This is a genomic window from Anabaena sp. 54 (genome assembly GCF_017355725.1).
Lineage (GTDB): Bacteria > Cyanobacteriota > Cyanobacteriia > Cyanobacteriales > Nostocaceae > Dolichospermum > Dolichospermum heterosporum.
The window spans coordinates 36,157-53,379 of sequence record NZ_JAAVWA010000011.1 but is presented as its reverse complement, the minus strand read 5'-3'; the positions used below and the strand labels follow the sequence as shown (position 1 = coordinate 53,379).

Genomic DNA, 17,223 nt, shown 5'->3' with positions numbered 1-17,223 from the left:
ATACACAAAGCCAGTTTTACTCCTGACTCCTGAATTCTACTGTAGTAATTCTCCATTATCAAAAATGGTTATCATCAAATTTATCTATGGATGAAGATGTCATTCTATAGTTAACATCAGGATGGTCTATTTCTCTCCTGTTTTATGTGATTAAATCAACCTAAAATTACGGAAATCATAGTTGAGAATAATCGTTATCATCAATCAAGCAATATATATTAATAACTTGTCACAAAATTAAGTCCAGACTATAAATTTTTACTTATATGTCTAATCTAATATTTATTTAATAATTACCTTGCCAAGTTGATCCATTTCCCAAAAAAACCTGTAAACTGATTTTAATTGGTTCAGAGGTTGTTTTCCATCTTACCCAAAAACCCAAAGTAATTAAACTTTGCCCCCATACCTAAATCAGCTTTTTTATCTAGAAAAGGCAATTCTTTTATGGCATTAGCAAGAAAATATTATGATTTTGCTTGAATTTTAATGTCTAATTATGGCTAAAAAATAACTTTGTAAATGTAGGAGATTTAGTTATGTCCGACTTTTTGAATCAAATTACTCGCCGTAAATTTATTGTCACTGCTGGAGTTTCTGCCAGTGCCGTATTACTGAAAGGCTGTTTAGGAAACCCACCAGAAACCACTGGTAATTCTGTAAAATCTGGTGTTCAAGCAGTAGCTAATATTAGTGCCGAACAAAAACCAGAAACGACAAAAGTTAAACTTGGATATATTCCCATTGTTGAGTCTGCACCATTAATAATTGCTTTAGAAAAAGGCTTTTTTCAGAAATATGGGATGTCAGATGTCGAAATTTCTAAACAAGCTTCTTGGGGTTCAGCAAGAGACAACGTAGAAATTGGTTCTGCTGGTGGTGGTATTGATGGTGGTCAATGGCAAATGCCCATGCCACACTTAATTACAGAAGGAAAAATTACTAAGGGTAATAAACCAATACCCATGTATGTTCTTGCCCAGTTAGTTACTCATGGTAATGCCATTGCGATCGCCAACAAACATTTAGGGAAAGGTATTAGCTTAAAACTCGATGCGGCTAAACCCCTATTTGCCCAACTCAAATCCTCCACACCCTTCACCGCAGCTTTCACATTCCCTCACGTTAACCAAGACTTATGGATTCGTTATTGGTTAGCAGCAAGTGGCATTGACCCGGATACAGATGTCAAATTGCTGACAGTTCCAGCGGCGCAAACTGTCGCCAACATGAAAACCGGGACAATGGATGCTTTCAGCACTGGCGACCCCTGGCCATTTCGTCTGGTTAACGACAAAATCGGCTTCATGGCGGCATTAACAGCCGAAATTTGGAAAAATCACCCCGAAGAATATTTTGCCATGAGAGGTGATTGGGTTGACCAAAATCCCAAAGCCACAAAAGCCTTATTAAAAGGTGTCATGGAAGCCCAACAGTGGCTAGATAACTTTGATAACCGCAAAGAAGCCGCAGAAATTCTCGCCGCTAAAAAGTATTTTGGTTTATCTTCCCCAGCAGTTCTGGCTGACCCATACCAAGGTAAATATGACATGGGTGATGGTCGAACAATTGATGATAAATCAATGGCTGCTTATTATTGGAAAGATGCTAAAGGCAGCGTTTCCTATCCTTACCAAAGTCATGATTTATGGTTCATCACCGAAAATGTGCGTTGGGGATTCTTACCCAAAGATTACATTACCAATGGTGCAGCTAAAGCTAAAGAATTAATCAAAAAAGTGAACCGCGAAGATATTTGGAAAGAAGCAGCTAAAGAATTAGGAATACCTGCTGCTGACATTCCCACTAGTACATCTCGTGGAGTTGAAGAGTTTTTTGATGGAGTCAAATTCGACCCTGAAAAACCAGAAGAATATCTCAAGAGTTTAAAAATTAAAAAAGTAGGTGTTTAATCAATAGACCTGCCTGAAAATGTAGAGACATAAGTAATTGGACAAAAATATTTACAGTCATTGCGAGCGAAGGGAAGCAATCACAACCCTTGCGATTGCTTCATTTCACTTCGTTCCATATGGCTAACGCCACGCAAGACTTACGCAATGACATTGTGTATTAATTCTGTCTCACTACTTAGAACGTCTCTACACGGATTTTTAAAATGCAAATTTAATTTTCACAAAACACCCATTAATCATTCATAAATTAGAGGAAAAATCCATGACCATAGCCCAAAAACGTGCCACAAGCCCTAAATTAGAGAATAAACTTTTATCAAGTTTACAGAAACAACTTCCTGAACTTATCCCCCCAGCTATTGCCCTTTTAATTTTCTTAACTATTTGGCAACTATTTTCTTGGACTCCAGGGGCAACATTACCCGGACCAATTCAAGTTATTCAAGACACTTGGATCTTGATTTTGTATCCCTTCTATGACAAAGGAGGCACTGATAAAGGACTTTTTTGGCAAATCTGGGCTAGTCTCCAACGGGTTGCTATTAGCTATACATTAGCAGCGATTGTCGGTATTGCCTTGGGTGTTTTGATTGGTGTTAATAGAACCATGTCAAAAGCTTTAGATCCCTTGTTTCAGTTATTAAGAACAGTACCTCCTTTAGCTTGGGTTCCTATTTCCCTAGCAGCATTACGCCAAAACGAACCAGCCGCATTATTCGTAATTTTCATCACCGCAATTTGGCCGATTCTCATTAACACTGCGGTGGGTGTAACTCAAATTCCTCAAGACTATAACAACGTTGCTAAAGTTCTGCAACTTTCTAAAAAAGAGTATTTCTTTAATATCTTAATTCCTTCAGCATTACCCTACATTTTTACAGGTTTAAGAATTGCTATTGGTTTGGCTTGGTTAGCGATTATTGCGGCAGAAATCGTGATGTCCGGTATTGTTGGTATCGGCTTTTTTATCTGGGATGCTTATCAAAATAACAACGTTAGTGAAGTAATTTTGGCACTAGTTTATATCGGTGTTGTTGGTCTCATCCTAGATAAACTCATGGCTGCATTACAAAACTGGATTTTACCAAGTGAACAGAAATAGTTATTAGTCATTAGAGGTTGTTTGAAAAGTGGTATCCCGTAATTTTCATCACATTGTTACCCCCTTTCCCCTTGTAAAGGGGGGAAACAATAAAAATCTAGTTCCCTCCCCTTTATAAGGGGAGGGTTAGGGAGGGGTAAAATATTTGATACAGCAATCATAACTTTTCAAACACCCTCTTAGTCATTAAGTAGGTTAGCATTAAAAATTGTCGTTATGGCAAGGCAAGAGGCAAAAGGCAAAAGGCAAGAGTGAAGAGGGTTTGGGCGATTTTACTTTTCTTTACAAAGATTGGTTTTATTGTGTTTACCTACTTAGTCAGTGGTCATTAGTTAATAACAAAGAAATAACAACTGACAACTGACAACTGACAACTGACAACTAACAACTAACAATTACCAAAATTATGTCTATATTTGTTGGCGTTGAGCAAATTGATAAAGTTTTTGAATTAACTGGTGGCGGTCAATATATCGCCCTCAAAGGTATTGACCTCCAAATTAAAAAAGGCGAATTTGTTTCTCTTATCGGTCACTCTGGTTGCGGTAAATCCACGCTTTTAAATATGATTGCCGGTTTGGATTTACCAACAGAAGGTTTAGTCACTTTAGAAGGACAAAGAATTAAAAAACCAGGACCAGATAGAATGGTCGTATTTCAAAACTATTCGCTTTTACCTTGGCGAACAGTAAGAGAAAATATCGCCTTAGCGGTAGATTCAGTATTGCATGGAATGCCCGCAGCCGAACGCAAAGCGGTTATTGATAGACACATAGATATGGTTGGTTTGCGTCCCCATGCTGATAAACAACCAGGGATGTTATCAGGTGGACAAAAACAACGGGTAGCTATAGCCCGCGCCTTGGCAATTCGTCCTAAACTATTACTATTAGATGAACCCTTCGGTGCATTAGACGCACTGACTCGCGGGAATTTGCAAGAACAATTAATGCAAATTTGTGAAGAAAACGAAGTTACCGCCGTTATGGTGACACACGACGTAGACGAAGCCGTTTTGTTATCTGACAGAATTGTCATGTTAACCAACGGACCAGAATCAAAAATTGGCGATATTTTAGAAGTTGATATTCCTCGTCCTCGCAAACGCATGGAAGTAGTAAAACATCCCAGCTACTACACCTTGCGAAGTGAAATGATTTACTTCCTTAACCAACAAAAACGCATCAAAAAAATTCGGGCAAGAAAAACTCCAGATATTGCCCGTCATGGTTTAGAAAAAGTTAATTTAGAAATCGGTTTCTTACCCCTTACAGCTTGTGCGCCATTAGCTATAGCCAAAGAAAAAGGCTTTTTCACCAAACATGGTTTAGATGAAGTTTCCTTAGTCAGAGAAAGCAACTGGCGCGGAGTCGTTGATGGCATCACTGGGGGTTATTTAGATGCGGCACAAATGCCGTCAGGAATGCCAATTTGGTTATCTTTAGGAGGCAATAAAAACGAACCATTACCAGTAGTTACCTCCTTAACCATGACTCGCAACGGTAACGCCATTACCTTAGCCAAACGTTTTTATGACGAAGGTGTACATAGCTTATCCGACTTCAAAAATTATCTCCTAAAAACCCGCGAACAAACACACAGAATGGGAGTAGTTCATCCCGCATCCATGCACAACCTATTACTACGTTATTGGTTAGCAGCAGGTGGAATTGACCCCGACAGTGATGTGGTTATGAAAAATATCCCTCCTGCTCAAATGGTAGTAGATTTAAAAGGTGGAACTATTGACGGTTATTCTGTAGGTGAACCTTGGAATTATCGGGCAGCAGTTGAAGGTTCAGGCTTTACCATTGCCACAGATTTAGAAGTTTGGTTAGGACATCCTGGTAAGGTTTTAGGAGTACGGGAAAACTGGGCAAATAAATATCCAAACACTCATATTGCCTTAACCAAATCATTATTAGAAGCTTGTCAATATTGTGCTGATCCCCAAAATGCCCAAGAAGTTAGACAAATTTTAGCAAGTCGGGATTATGTCAGCACCGACATTGATTTTATCCAAATTGAAGATCCTGATGGCATTAATACCTGTGATTTAGATCATCCCATGCGCGAGTATGCCCATCATCAATTTTATTCTGATTCTGCTATTAATCGTCCTAGCAGAACCGAACAAATCTGGATCATGACACAATTAGCAAGATGGGGAGAAACGCCCTTTCCTCGCAACTGGGTAGAAATTGTGGAAAGAGTTTGTCGAGTTGGTGTATTTAGTACCGCAGCTAGAGAATTAGGTTTAGATATTAGCTACACTCGTCAACCAATTCAATTATTTGATGGTAAACCTTTCAACTCTGATGATCCTTTTGCCTATCTCACCAGTTTAGAAATTAAACGCGATTTTTCCGTCGCAGAAGTTGTTCTTGATGCACCGCGTAAAATTGCAGCTTAAACCAGATCCCCGACTTCTACTAAAGATTCATGATTTATTGACATCATCACATTAGAAGTCGGGGATCTTTCATCATAAGACCTCGCGGTAAGTGGGAAACGAGCGGGTCTTTTCCTCGTTCCCATACTCTGTTCCTCGTTTTCCTCGTTCCCATACTCTGTATGGGAATGAAGTATAGAAGGCTCTGCCTTCATTTTACCAGAGGCAGAGCCTCTTGATAGCATTCCCAGTCGGAGACTGGGAACGAGTTATTAAAAAAATTCAAAACTAAAAATTTAAAATGCAAAACCGTAACTTGAGAACTACCAACACAGCTACTAGCACAATTAGCAGTCAACCGTTTTTACAAATCCAAGATGTTTGTAAAGTTTATCCCACTAAAAATGGACCATTTACAGTTCTCGATGGTGTTAACCTCAACGTTGAACAAGGGGAATTTCTTTGCGTTATCGGTCACTCTGGTTGCGGTAAATCAACTTTATTAAACATGGTTTCCGGTTTCAACTTTCCTACCACTGGACAAGTTTTATTAGAAGGACAACCTATTACAAAACCAGGTCCAGATAGAATGGTCGTATTTCAAAACTACGCCTTACTACCTTGGAGAACAGCATTTGAAAATATTTATTTAGCTGTAAATGCAGTTTATCCAACTAAGCCAGAAGCAGAAAAACGCGCTATTGTCAGAGATCATTTAGCAATGGTGGGTTTAGCTGATGCAATGGAAAAGAAACCTATGCAAATGTCTGGGGGGATGAGACAAAGGGTTTCTATTGCCCGGGCTTTGGCTATTCGGCCGAAAGTGTTGATTTTAGATGAACCTTTTGGGGCGTTAGATGCAATTACTAAGGAAGAATTGCAAGAAGAATTGTTGAAGATTTGGGGTGATAATCGTTGTACAGTTTTGATGATTACCCATGATATTGATGAGGCTTTATTTTTGGCTGATAAGTTGGTAATGATGACCAATGGACCTCATGCAAAAATTGGGGAAGTGATGGAAATTCCTTTTTCTCGCCCTAGAGATAGAGCGAGAATTATGGAAGATCCTCAATATTATCAACTGCGAAATTATGCCTTAGATTTCTTGTTTAACCGTTTCGCTCATGATGATGTTGGTTAGGATATTTTGGGCGAACTAATGTTCGCCTATATTCCTAATTATTATAAATATTAACTTTAATTATGAAGATATTGAATGAATATTAATTAGTGATAAGTAGGTAAACAGAAAAATTTAAAGGTATATAACGGTATGTAAAGTTGTCTCAATGCGAGATTCTGATTGAGTTTCAGCCATTTTAAAAAATGCAATACCCCTCATTTTTATTTTGTTTACCTACTTAAATCAGTTTCATCATAATGAATATTAATGTTTCTCATAGCTAAGAGGATGTTTGAAAAGTATCAGAATTAATCGAGATCCCCCAACCCCCCTTACAAAGGGGGGCTAAATTCCTCAAAGTCCCCCTTTTTAAGGGGGATTTAGGGGGATCTGCGGGTGTCAGATCCCACACGAAAAAGTTTTCAAACAACCTCTAATTCATTCTAGAATATTCTCCTTTTTTGATATATTATTCACCAAGTGTTATGATTATACTCGTGTTAGCTTGCAGTTTTCACAGATATCATCTAAAATAATATAAAATTTACCACATGAAAAATGTATCTACTGTAGTTATTATCAAAACATGAGATAGCAAAAAAATAAACTATGCAAACTCAACAACGTTACTACACTACTGAAGAATATTTAGCACAAGAAGAACTTGCAGAATTTCGCAGCGAGTACCGAAATGGAGAAATAGTAGCAATGACTGGGGGTTCTCTTAATCATAATCAAATTGCCGGCAATGTTTATGCCTTTTTGAAATTTGCACTGCGGGGTAAAAGTTGCAAACCATATATCGGTGATTTGCGATTATGGATTCCGCGTTATCATCAATATACTTATCCAGATATTTTAGTGATTGATGGTGAACCACTTTTTCAACCGCAACGTAAAGATACTATTCTTAATCCTTGTTTAATTGTTGAGGTTCTTTCTAAATCTACACAAAATCACGACCGCACTGATAAATTTCGTTATTATCGCTCAATTCCTGAATTTCAAGAATATGTGTTAATTAGCCAATATGAAATCAGCATAGAACATTATAAAAAAGCTGAAGATGATGCTTGGTTATTTCGTGCTTATGAATCTGATCAAGATAAAATCTTTTTAGGTTCTATAAATTTGGAAATTCCACTGTTAGATATTTATGAAGATGTGAATTTTAAGTTGCAGGAAGATTGATAAGTAGTGAAACAGAATTAATTACACAATGTCATTGCGTAAGCGTTGCGTGGCGTTAGCCATATGGAACGAAGTGAAATGAAGCAATTCCAAGGGTTGTGATTGCTTCCCTTCGCTCGCAATGACTGTAAATATTTTTGTCCAATTACTTAAAAATGATTTTCAAAGATTTGGATATAAAGGATTGATATTTTCATTAAGGAATGTGAATTAAATAAGGTGCAAAAGTAGGGTGTGTTAGCGACAGCGTAACGCACCATTCCAGGTTACATCAGAATTGCAGGTTATTAAATTTGCGTTCCTAAGAGACTTCCAAATAAAAAAATGTCCCAAAACTGATGCAGAAATTCTCTCTCTGTGTACTCTGTGCCTCTGTGGTTCGTTTCTTAGGATAATTTATTTCTTGGAAGTCTCTAATCAAATATTTAATGGTCATTTCCTCATACTTTCGCTTGTCTTTCTATTCTAAGTTGACGGAGTTTTTCTGATAATGATGGGGGATTAAGGCGATCGCTCATCTTCGTTGGTTGTGAGGTATACATAATTCCTACGGAGAGCGATAGCGAAGCGCTCCGTAGGAATCGCACTCTTTACTGAAAAATCACTACAAATACTCAGTTTTACAATGATTGAATTTCTTGTTGTAAATCTCGAACTTGTTCAACAGATAATTCAGTGACTTCAGCAATTTGCTCTAAATTCATACCAATTCGTAATAAATTTATAGCCAATTTTCTTGTTGTTTCAGCCTTACCTTTGGCTTCACCTTCAGCTTTGCCTCTGGCTTCACCTTTAGCTTCACCTTCTTCAAGGATGTCTTGATAAATTACTGATTCGCGCATAATCTCACTCCTGAAAATTTTCTTGATTACATTTCTATTTAACACCAACCCGGCTAAAATACTGCTGGCAGCAGCTATATCCCTTTGTTGTTGTTGATCTTTAATTTTTTCGACTGCTTGTGCTACCTGGCTCAATACCATTGTAGGATCTTCTGTCTGACTTAGCACGGCAAATGGTAATAAACCGGGCGCGGTCATAAATTGTTCTGTTGGTTGTTCCCATAGACGGATTACTTCAAACTCATGGTAAGTTTTGTTTAATCTGAAACTATTCTCATGGACTAATTCAGAATCTGTTTTTCTCAAATAAATCACTACTTGACGCATCTGTTTGTCAGGAAAACGCCGATAACCTCTAACTCGATAATCTAACATCCTAAAGGGTATATTTTTATTACCATCGGTCTGAAATTCAATATGTAATATTAAGTTCTCTGATTGTAATAAAATTAACGAATCGGCGCGAATTGGTTCGTTTGATAATTCTGTTGGACTCAGTTCTGTTAATTCGACTGGTGAACCTAGTAACCATGTAGCTAAGTCTGCTTGGAAGTTTTCGGCGAGATATTTACAGATGTTGTCATACATTGGATTTTACAACTTTAATAGTTTATTAATTACGCGCTCTTTTGTATTATACTAGCGAGTCCTAAGCATTGCCTAAATTTTCCAAGAAATAACTTTCTCTTGAATATTTTTAACAGCTATGGTAAGGGTAAATAAACTATACGATCTTGATATTCACCATCTTCTGAAGCTAAAGCAACTAAGATTAATTCTTCTATATTTTCACCAACACTTAAATTAGGATTGAGAATGAAAATTCCTGGTATGTGACGATTCACAGCCATGTGATCAGCTAAATGTACAGGCATAGAAGTACGGTTATTTGTGACTAATACGAAATTATTCTCCTCACACCAACAGAGAATTTCAGGATCAAGTGTCCCTTTCGGTGGTATTCCTGGTTCTCCTATTACCTGAACAACAATATCAGGTTCTTTGAGTTTAATTTGTTTTGGATATAAAGGATTGATATTTTCATCAATCAAATATTTAATGGTCATTTCCTTATACTTTTGCTTGTCTTTCTATTCTCAGTTGACGGAGTTTTTCTGATACTGGTGGGGGATTAAGTCTCTGTTCTTCTCTCATTCTATGACCATGTTCTATCCAGTTCTTCATGTAATCGCTGATAGTTTCTTTGTTTTGCAAATAGTAAAGAATAGTGGCATAGACTTGTTCTAAAGAAAGTGATTGATATATTTGAGCAATCTCTTCTGGAGAACGTCCACAATCAATGTATTCATAAAGTATTGTCTCAATTCCTATTCTGGAGTTTTTTAGTCTAATATCTCCAGGAAAAAGAAAATTGAAATACTCAGTAATATCCTTCTTAGGAATAATTTGAGGAATAGTTTGGCTGTTCATAAATTTGAAACTATAATTTTCAAAGATTTGGGAATTAACAGATTAGATTAATTATAACTTAACAGATTTTATTTATCGCCGAAACCAACCACTTAGCCAACGCCACAACCGACGCAACCAACCCCAAAACCCATGCTGAGAAACTACAGGTTTTTTAGGTTGAGAAAGACCCTCAATTTTATCATTGCAATCTTGCACATCGGCATCAAGTCCCATTGTCTGATATAGTTCCCGCGCATTGCGATAAGCCTCCAGTGCGTCTTGTTCCCTATCTAGTCCCAGGGAGTCGTAAGCATCACCTAAATTGTTGAGAGACAAACTTTCCCCTAGAACATCGCCAATTTCCCTGCTGATATCCAAAGATTGCTGGTAGAAAGCGATCGCCCTTTCGTACTCTCCCAGGGAGTTGTAAGCAAAACCTAAATTGTTTAAGGAAATGCTTTCCCCCTGAATATCTCCTATCTCCTTAGCTATATCCAAAGACTGCTGGTGGAAAGCGATCGCCCTTTCGGACTGTCCCAGGGAGTAGTAAGCATTGCCTAAATTGTTTAAGGAACGACTTTCCCCCTGAATATCCCCTATCTCCTTAGCTATATCCAAAGACTGCTGGTAGAAAGTGATCGCCCTTTCGTACTGTCCCAGGTAGTGGTAAGAATTGCCTAATAAAGTGAGAGAAGACCAATAATGCCAATTTTGTCTATCATCAATTTCCGACCATTTACTTAGTAACTGCCCATATAATTCTACTTGGTTAGCATAATAACCCCGTAAAGTCAAAAAATCATCGCAATGGCGAATTGCCTCAAATGCTGAATCATAATCTGCCAATTGGTAAAAATGATAAAAGATTTCTAAATATTCCTGAATATCATCTTTAGTTTGCCAAGGTGGTTGTTTAGCAATTGACTGATAATAATTAATAGCTGTTTGATGTGCTTCTGTCTGATCACCTGCCTTATATCTCACATATTCCAAAACCACAGGCTGAAACTCAAACCATCTGCCATCATCAATCAATTTTTCTGATAAAAAAGAACGCTTGACAAGATTTCTTAATTCCCTCTCAATCTCTGTTTCTGAACTTCCTAAACATACAGCCACCGCAGCCTTACTATTTACCGCACCACGATAAACACTAATATTTTGTAATAGAGACTTTTGCAATTCACTCAACCGCCCAAAACTGGTATCTAATACCAACACCATCGCCACATTTTCCCGACGGTGCGAACCCACTACTTTTTTATCTGTTAATAATTGCTGCAAATTCCCCAAACCTAAACTTTCCAATCTTTTTAAATGCGGGTGTTGGGGATATTCTTCCTTTAATAAATCTGCTACAAATCGCAACAGTAAGGGATAACCATCTACTAATTTGACAAATTCCTCTAAATTTCCTTGAATACCTAAAGCTGTTAATAGTTTGATGCCATCTTCTATTTTTAAACCTGATAAGGGTAGCCATTCCCATCTTTTCGGTAATTCTGGTCTTTCTCTCGTGGTGACAATTACCTTACTTTTACCCCCACATTCTACCCAAGTTGTAAAAAATTCCTCATAGAATTGACTTCCCCAAATTCCATCTGTTTGTAAAAGACTTTCTAAGTTATCAATGATCAATAAATATTCATCGGATTGCAAACATTTCACCAAAGCTTGTACTAATTGTGTTTCTTGTTCTGGGACTCGAAAACCAAAATCTTGCAAAACTTGAGTAGCCACATCAGTAAAAATTGCCCCAGAACTCACATCAGCCCAAAAACGTTTTGTAAAACCTGCTATTGTTTCATCTTCATAAATATAGGCTGATAACATAGATTTGCCTATACCACCAATACCTTCAATACCAATTAGAGGAATATTTGGATTATTTAACCATTGTTTTAAATTGGCAATTTCTGCTGTTCTTCCTTGCCAATAAGCCAAACTTTTACTAGGGTTTCCCGCTTTGAGAATCCCCGGTGATTCTGGTTTAGCAAGTTGTTCAATTCGTTCTATAGCAGGATTTATTCTGTCAACAATAATCTGTACCTGCTGGGCATTTAATTGTCCAATTTGAGTCACCTTACTATCACCAAAGGCATTGACATTCATTTCAATATTATTTTGGTGATTGGGGTTAGATTCATTTGTCATAGCTTACAGCAGGTAAATGGTGGATGTTGTAGCTGCGAACTCGAAAGATGGCGCGACATTGTATAAATTGTAGGGATTTATCAGGTGTTAACTTAAGCTACAAATGGCTTATTTGTTTGGCTTCCACACCCGCCCAGAAATGAATTTCCGGGCTAATAGCTAAAGTTTACTAAAGTAAACTGAGGATTTAGATAATTCTTAGTCATCTTTAGATGACTTTTGCTATTAGACTGGGAATTCATTCCCAGGCGGGCTATGGGTTTTACGTTAAGTTGACACCAATGAGCATTGCTAAACCCCTACCTGTGAAATGTGACTGATTAAAAAGTTACACTATCAGCTTCAATTTTACCCACCTGCTTAACCGTGCTGTTATCGTAAGCATTAGCGCTCATTTGAATATTGTCACCAGGTTTATCAATCTCTGCTTGTAAAATCTTGGCTATTTCTTCAGCGAGCGCTGTATCCGCTTCCAAAATCTTCTTCAGTTGGTTCTGCAAACTTGCTTTTGAAAGTTCATCATCGGGATTTTTAGCTACATCCTCCGCTGCTTCCTTTGCTGCTTCCTTGGCTTCTATCTTCGGCTGTAACTTAGCCCAAATCGTTTTCGCCCTATTCCACACATCCTCACCTACTTTTTGAGATTGCTATAATAAATGACATCCATGAATATCATTTACATTTCCCAGGAGGAAATATTATGTTATCAACAGAACTTCAACAAGAGTCCATGATCAGCAGAATTGAGAAAATAGTTAATATTTTGATGGAAGAACGTCCTTTATTTAAGGAAGAACTTAACGCAGAGAAAATGATTCACGAGTTATATAATCTATTTCAGCAAAACTTACCTATTGATGAGTTTAATAGTATGCAAGATCAGGACTTAAAAACCCGTTGTAGCGGAATTATGGTGACAGAAGCAGTAGCAGGAACTTTAAATGAATTAACTCCCGAACAAATAGCAATTTTTGATGAAATGATTAAACGGAAATAAAGAATATGGCATATTTATTAGATACCAATATTGTCTCCTTAGAACTGAAAAACAATCCCAAAATTAAGCAAAGATTAAAAGAATTTCAATCTCAAGAAGGGTTATTGAGTATCAGTTGCATTACTTTCTTTGAAGTTAAAAGAGGTTTATTTGCAGTAAAAGCAATTAAACAATTAGAAAGATTTGATAATTTCTGTAAGGATTATCAAATCATTTTCTTGGATGATTTAGCGATTTTAGAAAAAGCGTCAGAAATTCATGCAAATCTTAGATTAAGAGGATTACCAATCCAAACAGAGGATATTTTAATTGCTGCAACTGCTATTGTTAAAGGATTTATTCTGGTTTCTAATGATAGCGATTTATTGAGAGTTGAGGGATTAAGTTTAGAAAATTGGTTGCAGGAATAAGTTTTGTGAGTATTTGATGAGAAGAACTCAATGCAAAAAAATAAATCCCCGACTTCTCTAAATAGTCAAGGATTTGGGTGTCAAGTGTTCTTAATTGAGCTACTTAATGCCAACCACAAATACTAGAGATTGACTGGTTGCTTATTTTTGTTGGGTTGGGAATCGCCACTATTGTTAACAGGTTGTGTTGCTAAAAAAGCCTCTTTACCTGTAATCAAGCGAGAGCGTCGATTCCGAGTAATATAATTCCATGCCCACTGAATTACTATTACTAGTTTAGTGTCAAACTCAATTAAGAAATAGATGTGAATTACTAGCCAAAATACCCAAGCAATGAAACCTGTGAGTTTGATGAAGCCTAAATCTACAACGGCTAAATTTTGCCCAATCATTGCCAAACTACCTACATCATTGTATTTAAATTCTGGCAAAGTACGACCTTGAAGCCGTCGTTTGATGAGTTTACCTACATACTCTCCTTGTTGTTTAGCTACGGGGGCAACACCCGGTAAGGGTTTACCATTTTGATGGGAGAAATTAGCTAGATCTCCAATTACGAAAATGTTTTTATAATCCTTGATAGTTAAGTCAGGTTCTACAATTACTCTGGCAGAGAAATCGCACTCTACATCTGTGCGTTCTGCGAGGATTTTCCCCAAAGCCGAACCTTGCACACCCGCTGCCCACAAGATAGTTTTTGAGGGAATTTCTGTCAATTCACCGTTTTGCTTGAAAGTAACAATGTCATTTTCAATATTTGTGACTCTGGTTTGAGTATGTATAATCACACCCAATTTTTGTAAAGATTCTATTGCTACTTTCGATAATTCTGGGGCAATGTGTGGGAGAATGCGATCGCCCCCTTGTAATAGTAAAATTTTCGTTTCTGTGGTGTCAATGTTACGAAAATCTTCTTTGAGGGTTTGGTATGCCAACTCTGCGATCGCACCTGACAATTCTACACCAGTCGGACCTCCCCCCACAATCACAAAAGTTAACAAAGCCCGACGTTTTGCCGGATCACTTTCTTTTTCTGCGGCTTCAAATGCTGAAAATATCTGCCGACGCATTTCTATCGCATCTTCTACAGTTTTCAAACCAGGGGCAATTTCTTTCCAATTATCCTTACCAAAATAGGAATGATTAGCACCAGTGGCTAGAATTAATGTATCATAAGGTATGGATTCATCACCAAAAATAACTCGTTGCGCTTTAGGATTAATATCAGTTACTTCTCCTAACAACACCTTTGTATTTTTGCTTTTGCTGAATACAGATCGTAGTGGTGCGGAAATATCCGAAGGTGATAGCGTACCTGTGGCAACTTGATATAAAAGCGGCTGAAATAGGTGGAAATTACGTTTATCAATGAGAGTAACATTTACCTTCGCGTTCGCAAGAGCCTTGGCGGCATACAGTCCACCAAAGCCACCACCAACGATAACAATCTCATGTGGTGCATTCTTCTCATTGGGAACAACCATAAACAATATTTCCTTTTGTTAAGAGTCATGTAACCTTTCTTAACAAATATGTAACAATATTATAATATATTTTGCCGTCTATTTAGAACTCTTGAAAAAATACTAAAAGTAGTCAAAGTTACGAATAAATGATTATGAAAAAATATGAGGATAAATGCTGATATAATATTCATGTACATAATGAAATATCAAAATCGGCAAGTGTCAATGGTTAGTAGTCACTTTATTAAAAAAGTCACCTATTGCCCATGATTTCTCTCTTAGCAAATTCTAGTTTTTTCATCTAAAAATGTCTGAACAACAAACAATTAGTCCTTGGAAATATAAACCTTGGTGGTGTCAGCCTTGGTCAATTATCCTCACTGCTGTCACATTAATTGGCGGTAGTTGGTTAATATTTAAAATTCTTTGGGTGACAATTTTAGTAGCTATTCCATTATTAATTTGGATGGGATTTTTTCTGTTAATTTGGCCACAAATGATGATTCGTAGTGGAGTCTTAGAGGATGTTTGAAAAGTTTGGGGCGAATATAATAGAGCATCCGGCTCCCGTCAGGGATACGCTACTACACAAACGAATTCCACCTCCGTGGACTAATTAAAATCAAGGGTTTTGTCTGTGTAGCCGCGACTTCTAGTCGCCAGGATAAGTAATAATTTAGATTTTTCAAACAACCTCTTAAACAAAATGACAGAATAACTAATTTAATAAATCAATCCTCCAATTCTTCTTCCTGACTCCTGACTGGGCGCAGGTCCTGCGCCCCTACCTCCTAGCCCTAATGATATGAATGCTCAAATTTCTATTATTATTCCCACACTCAATGAAGCGAGTAATATTAAGGAAGCAATTACTAGCAGTCAATCCAGTAATAATGTAGAAATAATTGTGGTTGATGGTGGTTCACAAGATCAAACATTATTAATAGCCAAATCCTTAAATGTTCAGGTGATTATTTCTCCTCCCGGACGTGCTAATCAAATGAATGCAGGTGCTATGGCTGCTAGTGGGGAGATTTTGCTGTTTCTCCATGCTGATACTCGTTTACCGACTAATTTCGAGCAGATGATTTGCACAACCTTAGCACAACCGGGAATTGTCGCTGGTGCGTTCGCTTTACGGATAAATGCCCCTGATTGGGGGTTGCGTTTAGTCGAATTTGGGGTAAAATGGCGATCGCATCTTTGGCAAATGCCCTATGGAGATCAAGCGATTTTTCTCACCAAAGATGTATTTCAACGAGTTGGTAATTTTCCCCAAATACCAATGATGGAAGACTTTGAACTCATGAGAAAATTAAAACCTTTGGGAAAAATCCATCTATTACCAACACCTGTAATTACCTCACCTCGCAGATGGTTAAAAAAAGGAATTATCCAAACTACTCTTTGGAATCAAATTATTGTCATCGCTTATTTACTAGGGATATCCCCCCATCGAATTCGTAATTGGTACTCTTCTTCAAAATTGTAAATAATTCTTATGGTTATGACATTTTTATCAGAAATAGATTTAGCTTTAGTACAGGAATCTATTAGTGTATCTTCTCTCAGTTTCCTGTCATTTTTACCAAATACTTTACAATGGATTAATAGTCTTGGTGCTTTGGGGGGAATAGTATTTATTGGTATCTACATTATTGCTACTTTGGCTTTTTTACCAGCCGCAATTCTCACTTTAGGTGCTGGAGTCCTTTTTGGGGTAATTTGGGGTTCTTTATATGTGTTTATTGGGGCTACATTAGGTGCAGTAGCCGCATTTTTAGTAGGACGTTATTTAGCTCAAAGTTGGGTAAAAGAGAAAATATCTAGTTATAAAAAATTTGCCATCATTGATAAAGCCGTTAGTAAAGAAGGATTAAAAATAGTCCTATTAGTTCGACTTTCTCCCCTTTTTCCCTTCAACTTATTAAACTATGCTTTCGGAATTACTAGTGTTTCTTTTCAAGACTATTTAATTGGTTCAGTGGGGATGATTCCTGGAACAATTATGTATGTGTATTTTGGTTATTTAGCAGGAGATTTAGCCTTAATTAGCACTCATAATCAACCTGTGAATCTCATCTTGTCCTGGGTAATTAAAATCATTGGGTTAATAGCGACAATTGCTGTGACAATCTATGTTACTAAAATAGCTAAGAAAGCTTTAGACGAAGAAATTTGATTCCGAAGTTTAGTTGCTTATTTACAGAAACT

General features: G+C 37.2%; 16 protein-coding genes. 10 read left to right on the top strand and 6 right to left on the bottom strand.

Annotated elements, in window-relative coordinates; all coding sequences use genetic code 11:
- Positions 1-539 precede the first annotated feature (539 nt).
- The 5 genes from HEQ36_RS12630 (at position 540) to HEQ36_RS12610 (ending at position 7,727) form a co-directional block, all read left to right on the top strand.
- Positions 540-1,913, top strand: coding sequence for a CmpA/NrtA family ABC transporter substrate-binding protein (locus HEQ36_RS12630; RefSeq protein ID WP_168636553.1), 1,374 nt, complete (start codon positions 540-542; stop codon positions 1,911-1,913).
- Between the two features lie 265 nt (positions 1,914-2,178).
- On the top strand, positions 2,179-3,018 hold the full coding sequence (gene ntrB, locus HEQ36_RS12625) for a nitrate ABC transporter permease (RefSeq protein ID WP_053540027.1): 840 nt from the start codon (positions 2,179-2,181) through the stop codon (positions 3,016-3,018).
- 406 nt (positions 3,019-3,424) lie between these two features.
- On the top strand, positions 3,425-5,431 hold the full coding sequence (locus HEQ36_RS12620; RefSeq protein ID WP_053540028.1) for a nitrate ABC transporter ATP-binding protein: 2,007 nt from the start codon (positions 3,425-3,427) through the stop codon (positions 5,429-5,431).
- 280 nt (positions 5,432-5,711) lie between these two features.
- The gene (locus HEQ36_RS12615) at positions 5,712-6,554 is read left to right on the top strand and encodes a nitrate ABC transporter ATP-binding protein (RefSeq protein WP_039200832.1); all 843 of its coding nucleotides are present in this window, start codon (positions 5,712-5,714) and stop codon (positions 6,552-6,554) included.
- Between the two features lie 591 nt (positions 6,555-7,145).
- Complete coding sequence (locus tag HEQ36_RS12610) at positions 7,146-7,727, top strand: Uma2 family endonuclease (RefSeq protein WP_168636554.1); 582 nt, start codon at positions 7,146-7,148, stop codon at positions 7,725-7,727.
- A 620-nt stretch (positions 7,728-8,347) separates the two neighbouring features.
- Here the strand turns inward: HEQ36_RS12610 and HEQ36_RS12605 are convergent.
- From HEQ36_RS12605 to HEQ36_RS12585, 5 genes are all read right to left on the bottom strand, one after another.
- Positions 8,348-9,157 (bottom strand): Rpn family recombination-promoting nuclease/putative transposase, encoded by an 810-nt coding sequence (locus HEQ36_RS12605; protein ID WP_053540030.1) that lies wholly within the window; start codon positions 9,155-9,157, stop codon positions 8,348-8,350.
- Between the two features lie 116 nt (positions 9,158-9,273).
- The gene (locus HEQ36_RS12600) at positions 9,274-9,636 is read right to left on the bottom strand and encodes a DUF5615 family PIN-like protein (RefSeq protein ID WP_053540031.1); all 363 of its coding nucleotides are present in this window, start codon (positions 9,634-9,636) and stop codon (positions 9,274-9,276) included.
- Positions 9,637-9,640: 4 nt separating this feature from the next.
- A complete protein-coding gene (locus HEQ36_RS12595; protein ID WP_053540032.1) occupies positions 9,641-10,000 on the bottom strand; it encodes a DUF433 domain-containing protein in 360 nt (119 codons plus the stop codon).
- Positions 10,001-10,072: 72 nt separating this feature from the next.
- Positions 10,073-12,136 carry a tetratricopeptide repeat protein gene (locus HEQ36_RS12590; protein ID WP_233455533.1) on the bottom strand — a complete coding sequence of 688 codons (2,064 nt, stop codon included), beginning with the start codon at positions 12,134-12,136 and terminating at the stop codon, positions 10,073-10,075.
- Positions 12,137-12,456: 320 nt separating this feature from the next.
- Positions 12,457-12,759, bottom strand: coding sequence for a hypothetical protein (locus HEQ36_RS12585; RefSeq protein WP_168636555.1), 303 nt, complete (start codon positions 12,757-12,759; stop codon positions 12,457-12,459).
- 77 nt (positions 12,760-12,836) lie between these two features.
- Between HEQ36_RS12585 and HEQ36_RS12580 the strand changes: the two genes are divergently transcribed.
- Both HEQ36_RS12580 and HEQ36_RS12575 read left to right on the top strand, forming a co-directional pair.
- Complete coding sequence (locus tag HEQ36_RS12580; protein WP_168636556.1) at positions 12,837-13,133, top strand: hypothetical protein; 297 nt, start codon at positions 12,837-12,839, stop codon at positions 13,131-13,133.
- A gap of 5 nt (positions 13,134-13,138) precedes the next feature.
- Positions 13,139-13,543: a type II toxin-antitoxin system VapC family toxin gene (locus HEQ36_RS12575; RefSeq protein ID WP_168636557.1), complete on the top strand. Its 405-nt coding sequence runs from the start codon at positions 13,139-13,141 to the stop codon at positions 13,541-13,543.
- A gap of 122 nt (positions 13,544-13,665) precedes the next feature.
- Here HEQ36_RS12575 and HEQ36_RS12570 read toward each other — a convergent pair whose 3' ends face one another.
- A complete protein-coding gene (locus HEQ36_RS12570) occupies positions 13,666-15,027 on the bottom strand; it encodes an NAD(P)/FAD-dependent oxidoreductase (protein ID WP_168636558.1) in 1,362 nt (453 codons plus the stop codon).
- 289 nt (positions 15,028-15,316) lie between these two features.
- On the opposite strand from HEQ36_RS12570, the gene HEQ36_RS12565 reads away from it, so the two are divergent.
- From HEQ36_RS12565 to HEQ36_RS12555, 3 genes are all read left to right on the top strand, one after another.
- Positions 15,317-15,541, top strand: a complete 225-nt coding sequence (locus HEQ36_RS12565) for a DUF6737 family protein (RefSeq protein ID WP_053540036.1) — start codon at positions 15,317-15,319, stop codon at positions 15,539-15,541.
- Positions 15,542-15,814: 273 nt separating this feature from the next.
- A complete protein-coding gene (locus tag HEQ36_RS12560; protein ID WP_168636559.1) occupies positions 15,815-16,501 on the top strand; it encodes a TIGR04283 family arsenosugar biosynthesis glycosyltransferase in 687 nt (228 codons plus the stop codon).
- Between the two features lie 9 nt (positions 16,502-16,510).
- Positions 16,511-17,191 (top strand): TVP38/TMEM64 family protein, encoded by a 681-nt coding sequence (locus tag HEQ36_RS12555; protein ID WP_168636560.1) that lies wholly within the window; start codon positions 16,511-16,513, stop codon positions 17,189-17,191.
- Positions 17,192-17,223 lie beyond the last annotated feature (32 nt).

What these genes read in the sequence shown, in the direction of transcription:
- HEQ36_RS12615 (WP_039200832.1), top strand. Translation starts at nt 5,712, where the DNA reads ATGCAAAACCGTAACTTGAGAACTACCAACACAGCTACTAGCACAATT.
- HEQ36_RS12610 (WP_168636554.1), top strand. Translation starts at nt 7,146, where the DNA reads ATGCAAACTCAACAACGTTACTACACTACTGAAGAATATTTAGCACAA.
- HEQ36_RS12575 (WP_168636557.1), top strand. Translation starts at nt 13,139, where the DNA reads ATGGCATATTTATTAGATACCAATATTGTCTCCTTAGAACTGAAAAAC.
- HEQ36_RS12560 (WP_168636559.1), top strand. Translation starts at nt 15,815, where the DNA reads ATGAATGCTCAAATTTCTATTATTATTCCCACACTCAATGAAGCGAGT.
- HEQ36_RS12595 (WP_053540032.1), bottom strand. Translation starts at nt 10,000, where the DNA reads ATGAACAGCCAAACTATTCCTCAAATTATTCCTAAGAAGGATATTACT.
- HEQ36_RS12565 (WP_053540036.1), top strand. Translation starts at nt 15,317, where the DNA reads ATGTCTGAACAACAAACAATTAGTCCTTGGAAATATAAACCTTGGTGG.
- HEQ36_RS12570 (WP_168636558.1), bottom strand. Translation starts at nt 15,027, where the DNA reads ATGGTTGTTCCCAATGAGAAGAATGCACCACATGAGATTGTTATCGTT.
- HEQ36_RS12605 (WP_053540030.1), bottom strand. Translation starts at nt 9,157, where the DNA reads ATGTATGACAACATCTGTAAATATCTCGCCGAAAACTTCCAAGCAGAC.
- HEQ36_RS12620 (WP_053540028.1), top strand. Translation starts at nt 3,425, where the DNA reads ATGTCTATATTTGTTGGCGTTGAGCAAATTGATAAAGTTTTTGAATTA.
- HEQ36_RS12555 (WP_168636560.1), top strand. Translation starts at nt 16,511, where the DNA reads ATGGTTATGACATTTTTATCAGAAATAGATTTAGCTTTAGTACAGGAA.
- HEQ36_RS12590 (WP_233455533.1), bottom strand. Translation starts at nt 12,136, where the DNA reads ATGACAAATGAATCTAACCCCAATCACCAAAATAATATTGAAATGAAT.
- HEQ36_RS12580 (WP_168636556.1), top strand. Translation starts at nt 12,837, where the DNA reads ATGTTATCAACAGAACTTCAACAAGAGTCCATGATCAGCAGAATTGAG.
- ntrB (WP_053540027.1), top strand. Translation starts at nt 2,179, where the DNA reads ATGACCATAGCCCAAAAACGTGCCACAAGCCCTAAATTAGAGAATAAA.
- HEQ36_RS12600 (WP_053540031.1), bottom strand. Translation starts at nt 9,636, where the DNA reads ATGACCATTAAATATTTGATTGATGAAAATATCAATCCTTTATATCCA.
- HEQ36_RS12630 (WP_168636553.1), top strand. Translation starts at nt 540, where the DNA reads ATGTCCGACTTTTTGAATCAAATTACTCGCCGTAAATTTATTGTCACT.